The 6,000-nt window shown below is 75.0% G+C and carries 4 protein-coding genes and 1 riboswitch; of the genes, 3 read left to right on the top strand and 1 reads right to left on the bottom strand.

From position 1 onward, the window contains the following. The first annotated feature begins 81 nt into the window (after positions 1–81). From ABD353_RS29360 to ABD353_RS29370, 3 genes are all read left to right on the top strand, one after another. Positions 82–1,443, top strand: a complete 1,362-nt coding sequence (locus tag ABD353_RS29360; RefSeq protein ID WP_344626720.1) for an NYN domain-containing protein — start codon at positions 82–84, stop codon at positions 1,441–1,443. A gap of 191 nt (positions 1,444–1,634) precedes the next feature. Continuing rightward, positions 1,635–2,663, top strand: coding sequence for a C40 family peptidase (locus ABD353_RS29365; RefSeq protein ID WP_344626715.1), 1,029 nt, complete (start codon positions 1,635–1,637; stop codon positions 2,661–2,663). A gap of 359 nt (positions 2,664–3,022) precedes the next feature. Beyond that, a riboswitch (cyclic di-AMP (ydaO/yuaA leader) is annotated at positions 3,023–3,211 on the top strand. Positions 3,212–3,221: 10 nt separating this feature from the next. Then, positions 3,222–4,289, top strand: coding sequence for a C40 family peptidase (locus tag ABD353_RS29370; protein ID WP_344626716.1), 1,068 nt, complete (start codon positions 3,222–3,224; stop codon positions 4,287–4,289). Here the strand turns inward: ABD353_RS29370 and ABD353_RS29375 are convergent. Next, the gene (locus tag ABD353_RS29375; RefSeq protein ID WP_344626717.1) at positions 4,241–5,872 is read right to left on the bottom strand and encodes a CocE/NonD family hydrolase; all 1,632 of its coding nucleotides are present in this window, start codon (positions 5,870–5,872) and stop codon (positions 4,241–4,243) included. The two genes, ABD353_RS29370 and ABD353_RS29375, sit on opposite strands and share 49 nt — an antisense overlap. Between the last annotated feature and the right edge of the window lie 128 nt (positions 5,873–6,000).

Raw genomic sequence — 6,000 nt, forward strand, 5'->3', positions numbered from 1 at the left:
AGAATCGGAGCCGAGGACGTGGTGGACGCAGCGAGCGGGCCGGCCGAGCCGCAGGGGCAGCAGCCCGCCGCGGACGCGGAGCTGCCGGACGCCGCCGGGGCCGGGCAGGAGCCCGCGGCCGGGGACGCACCGTCCGAGCAGTTGGACCGGCCGCTGCCCGAAGGGGTCCGCCGCCGGGTCGTGGGCATCGCCGCCGACGCGCTCGGCGCCATCCCGCCCGGCGAACTGCCCGCGGGTCTGCGCCCGTACGCCAAGTTCACCCCGGCCCGGCGCGCCAAGTACGCGGCGACCGCGCTGGCCGCGGCGCTGGACGCGGAGCCGGTCTTCCGCGTCCGGATAGCCGATCGGCTGCGGCTCGGCCAGCCCGACCTGGTGAAGGCGCTGGAGTCCGGCGCGGTGCCGGCCGCCGCCGACCCGATGGACGTGGCCGCCGCCGCCTACCTGCTGCGCCCGGCCGGCTGGAGCCGGCTGGTGGTCGAGGCGGGCGACGAGGTCGAGCGGGCGGACGCCGAGGGCGCCGCCGCCGAGGCCGCCCGGGTGGTGGAGAAGCTGCAGGCCGAACTGACGGAGGTGCGCGCCGCCGCCCGCGCGGACCTGGACCGGCACCGCGCCGAGTCGGAGGGCGTGCGCCGGGAGGCGGAGTCGCTGCGCAAGCGCGTCCGGAGCCTGGAGAGCGACACCCGGCGGGCGCAGGCCGAGGCCCGCAAGCTGGCGACCGAGCTGGAGGCGGCGCGGGCCGCCGCGGCCGCCGAGCGCAGTGCGGCGGACGGCGAGGCCCGGCGGCTGCGGCACCGGATCACCGAGCTGGAGACGGCCGCGGAGGCCGGCCGGCGGTCGGCGCGCGAGGGCCGCAGCGTGGAGGACATGCGGCTGCGGCTGCTGCTCGACACGGTGCTGCAGTCGGCGCAGGGCCTGCAGCGCGAGCTGGCGCTGCCGGTGGCGCAGCTGCGCCCGGCCGACCTGGTGGAGGCGGTCGAGCCGGGCTCGGCCAACCCGCACGACGTGGCGCGCCGCGGTCTGGCGGAGGACGACCCCGCACTGCTCGACCAGCTGCTGGCGATCCCTCAGGTGCACCTGGTCGTCGACGGCTACAACGTGACCAAGACCGGGTATCCGACGCTGCCGCTGGAGCAGCAGCGGATGCGGCTGCTGGGCGGTCTGGCGATGCTCGCGCAGCGCACCCAGGCCGAGGTCACCTGCGTCTTCGACGGGCAGGACCTCGACGTCCCGGTGATCATGGCGCCGCCGCGCGGGGTCCGGGTGCGCTTCAGCCGCACCGGGGAGACCGCGGACGAGCTGATCCGCCGCCTGGTGCGGGCCGAGCCGCAGGGCCGGCCGGTCGTGGTGGTCTCCACGGATCGGGAGGTTGCGGACGGCGTACGGAAGGCCGGTGCACGCCCGGTCGCGTCGATCCTGCTGCTCAACCGGCTCGCCCGGCCCTGACGGGTCGTCGGCCCAGGTGGAGGGCATGGTGGCGGGGTTGTGTCGGGGTGGTGAAATCCAGCGTTCCGCGCCAAGTTCGCCCGGCACGGGAGTGGCGCAGGGGGCGGATCTTCACTAGGGTCTGGCGTCAAACCTATTTTCCGGACGTCCACCCGATCGGGTGAGTCCAGCAGGAAGAAGGAGCTAGTCCCTTGGCCTCCCACCGCCGTCCCAAGCAGCCGAGCCGCGCGCGGGTCACCGTGCTCACCGCTGCCGCCGCGACCGCGGTCGCCCTGTCGGCCCAGGCCGCCGCGCATGCCGCGCCGGCGAAGCCGAGCAAGGACGAGGTGAAGGTCCAGGTCGACAAGCTGCTCGAGGAGCAGGAGCAGGCGGCCGAGAAGTACAACGGCGCCAAGGAGCGGGCCGACCAGCTCCGCAAGCAGGCCGACCAGCTGCAGGACCAGATCGCCCGCAGCCAGGAGCAGCTCTCCCAGGTGGCGTCGGGCCTGTCCGCGGTCGCGGCCGACGAGTACCGCACCGGCGGCGTCGACCCGACGGTCGCGCTGATGCTCTCCTCGAACCCGGACAACTACCTCGCGAAGGCGTCCAGCAACGAGCAGGCCACCGACACCCAGGCCTCGACGCTGAAGGGCCTGCGGGACCAGCAGCGCCGGCTGGACCAGCAGAAGCAGGAGGCCGCCGCCATCCTGTCCGAGCTGGACCGCTCCACCCAGGTCCTGAACGACGCCAAGTCGGAGGTCCAGAAGAAGCTCTCCGAGGCCCAGAGCCTGCTGAGCACGCTGACCGCCGCCGAGCGCGCCGCGGTCCTCGGCACCGACCGCGCCTCGCGCGGCGACAGCCGCTACGACCTGGGCAGCCTGCCGCCGGCCTCCGGCTACGCGGCCACCGCGGTCGCCGCGGCGATGGGCAAGCGCGGCACCCCGTACGTCTGGGGCGCCACCGGCCCGAACTCCTTCGACTGCTCCGGTCTGATGGTGTGGGCGTACGCCAAGGCCGGCGTGTCGCTGCCGCGCACCTCGCAGTCGCAGGCGAGCGTCGGCGCCCGGGTACCCTCCTTGGCCGACGCCCAGCCGGGTGACCTCGTCATCTACTACTCGGACGCGCACCACGTCGGCATGTACATCGGCAACGGCCTCGTCGTCCACGCGCCGCACACCGGCGACGTGGTGAAGGTGATGGACGCCGACACCCTGCCGATCAAGACGATCCGCCGCGTCTGACCCTCCAGTAGCAATTCGGACATAAGCCTCACCTGCGGCGTTTCTGATGCCGCATGACACGCCCGGGCGCGTCGCGATCACCGTGTGATCTCCGACACGCCCGGGCGTCGCGTTTTGTCCGCCGACGGGTGACATCGCGTCAGCCGAGCGTGGATTACCGGTCACCGGCGGTCGCAATCACATTTTCACGACAACATTTCCCCGTCGTTTTTCTGACAAGGATTTGAACGGATCACGGATCGGTTACTAGGGTCATCCCCACGGATCACCGCACAGTGGTTCGCCCAACCCGGGCGGCGGCGGTGGTCGCCGCCGAGTCCGCGACGCAGCAGGACGGTCCCGACCGTCCACGGGGAGCCCCTGCGGGGGTGCTGTCGAACGGAGCCGGGGAACCACGTTTCCCCCGGGGTGAATCGGCGTCAGGTCGGCCGCGCCGGCCGGGCCGCGGTCGGACCGCGGACGGGCGGGTGCGGGCGTGAGGCGTCGTAGGGCAATGCTTCCGGCCCGAACCCGTCAGCTCACCCGGTAGGCGGTGTGAGGAAGAAGGAGTCCGCCTTCGTGGCGTCCCATCGTCGTCCCAAGCCCGTCGGCCGTACCCGTGCCTCGATCCTGACTGCGGCAGCCGCCACTGCGGTGGCCCTCTCCTCGCAGACCGGCGCGCACGCGGACCCGACCCCCACCAAGGAGCAGGTCGCGGCCCAGGTCGACCAGCTCAACGAGCAGGCCGAGGCCTCCAACGAGGCCTACCTCGCGGCCGAGCAGAAGCAGCAGGACCTGCAGAAGCAGGTCACCCAGCTGCAGGACCAGGTCGCCCGCCAGCAGGCGGAGGTCAGCGGCGTCCAGGGCCGCCTCGCCGAGGTCGCGGCCCAGCAGTACCGCGACGGCGGCATCTCGCCGACCGTCCAGCTGATGCTCTCCAGCAACCCGGGCGAGTTCCTGGGCCAGGCCGGCGCGGTCAGCCGGATGAGCGCCACCCAGGCCGACACCCTCAAGTCCTTCAAGGCCGAGCAGGCCAAGCTGGACGGCCAGAAGGTCGAGGCCGAGCACAAGCTCGCCGAGCTGGACACCAGCACCCGCGCGCTGAAGGCCAAGAAGGAGGAGTTCCAGGACAAGCTGGCCAAGGCCAGCGCCCTGCTGAACACCCTCACGCAGAAGGAGAAGGACGACCTCGCCGCGGCCGAGGCGAAGGCGGCCTCCGCGGCCAAGTCCTCCGCGGACCGCGCCTCGCGGGACACCGCCCGTCCCGACCTCGGCAGTGTGGACGTGCCCTCGGGCTCGTACACCGCCAAGGCGATCGCGGCCGTCAAGTCCGCGCTGGGCGCCCCGTACGTGTACGGTGCGACCGGCCCGAGCACCTTCGACTGCTCCGGTCTGATGCAGTGGGCGTACGGCAAGGCCGGCGTCTCGATCCCGCGCACCTCGCAGTCCCAGGCCGGCGCGGGCACCAACATCGGCACCAACATCGCCAACGCCAAGCCCGGCGACCTGGTGATCTACTACGGCGACCAGCACCACGTCGGCATGTACGTGGGCGGCGGGCAGGTCATCCACGCGCCGCACACCGGTGCGGTCGTCCGTTACGTCTCGGCGACGGCCATGCCGATCTCGGCGATCGTCCGGGTCTGACGGCCCGTCCGGCGGCTCCCCGCGGGCCCGGCTCCCCCTGTGGGGCCGGGCCCGCGGCCGGCGCCCGCCGCCAGGTGCCGCACCGGCAGCGTCAGCACCGAGCCGCCCGGGTCCACCTCGAAGCCACCGGTCTCCGCGACCGGCCACAGCCAGGGCCAGTACGCCGAGGAGAGCGCCAGCCGGATCCGGTGCCCGGCGGGGAAGGCGTGCGCGACCGGGGCGAGCTCCACCTCCACCTCGACCGGGCCGGTGCCGCCGGCCAGCGCCGCCGCACCCCGGGTGACCAGCGTGGACGATCCGTCCGGTGCCACGTCGCAGAGCCGGGCGGCGACCTGCCCGTGGCGGCCGTCGCAGCGCACCCGCAGCCGCAGCGCCGGTCCGCCGAGCAGTTCCTCGGGCTCCGGCAGCGGCACGGAGTCGAAGCAGACCGAGCGGCCGTCCTCCTCGCGCTGGTCCGGTGGCAGGTCGGCCGCGCCGCCGGCCGGCCGGAGCGCCCCGGCGTCGATGCCGGTGTGCTGCGGGGAGCGGACGGGGACGAAGCGCTCGCCGGAGGGCGTCCCGGCGGTGCGCAGCGCGTCGTCGAGTCCGTAGTGCACCTCGCGGACGTCGGGGGAGGGCCAGCCGTCGTCGCCGATCCAGCGGCCGGGCCGGTTGGCGTAGGAGGGGGCGGGCGGCACCGACTCGTTCATCCAGCTGCGCAGGGCGGGTACCTTGAGGACGCCGGTGTCGGCGCCCCTGAGCCAGTGGTCCCACCAGCGCAGGGTCTCCTGGAGGAAGCCGATCGCCGGGCCGGGCGGCAGGCCCTGGTCGGGGTACTGGTGCGGCCAGGGGCCGAGGACGCCGCGGGCGTCCGGGCCGAGTTCCTCGACCAGGCGCAGCACGGTGCCGGCCTGCGGGTCGGCCCAGCCGCCGAAGGCGAGGACGGCGGCGCGGACGGTCCGGAGGTCGATCGGCCCGCCCTCGTCGTCGGCGCCGGGGTCGACGGCGGCGAGGCGTTCCAGCCAGAGCCGCCGCCAGTCGTCGCCGGTGTAGCGGGGGTCGGGCGGGCGGCAGGCGGCGGCGAGCCGGGCGGCGGATCCGCCGTGCACGGCGGCGGCGAGCGGCGCGCCGGCCAGGTCCCGCCGTGGTGCGGTGCGGTCGTCCGCGCAGACGGCGACCACGGCGGCGAGTGCTAGCAGGGCGCCGGCGGCGAGGGCGAGGGCGGCGGCGGCGCCGCGGCCGATGCCGAAGGCGCCGGCCCGGCCGTTGGACCAGGGGCGGGCGGTGAGCCAGTCGAGCAGGGCGAGTCCGTCGTCGGTGCCGGCGGGGGAGGCGGGGTCGGCCGGGCTGCCTTCGGAGCTGCCGTGGCCGCGGGCGTCGACGCGCAGCGAGGCGTAGCCGTGGCCGGCGTACCAGGGGTGGCGTTGGGCGTCGCGGACGGCGGTGGTGTCGCCGAGCCCGCCGGGGTGGTGTTCGAGCAGGGCGGGCACCGGGTGGTCGGTGACCGGCAGCCAGAGGCGGGCGGCGAGGCGGGTGCCGTCCGGCATGGCGATCCGGACGTCCTCGCGGGTGGTGCGGTAGGGGTACGGGGCCGGCTGCTGCATGGGCCCTCCGTGGGGTCGTACGGCGGCCCGGGGGCGGGCCCGACCTCCCCAGGATGGGCGCGGCCGGGCGCCATTTCCACCGGGCCGACCCGGGCCGCAGCCGGTCCGGGTCGGGCGGCGGCGCCGCG

The organism is Kitasatospora arboriphila (genome assembly GCF_039528095.1).
In the GTDB taxonomy this organism is placed as follows: Bacteria; Actinomycetota; Actinomycetes; order Streptomycetales; family Streptomycetaceae; genus Kitasatospora; species Kitasatospora arboriphila.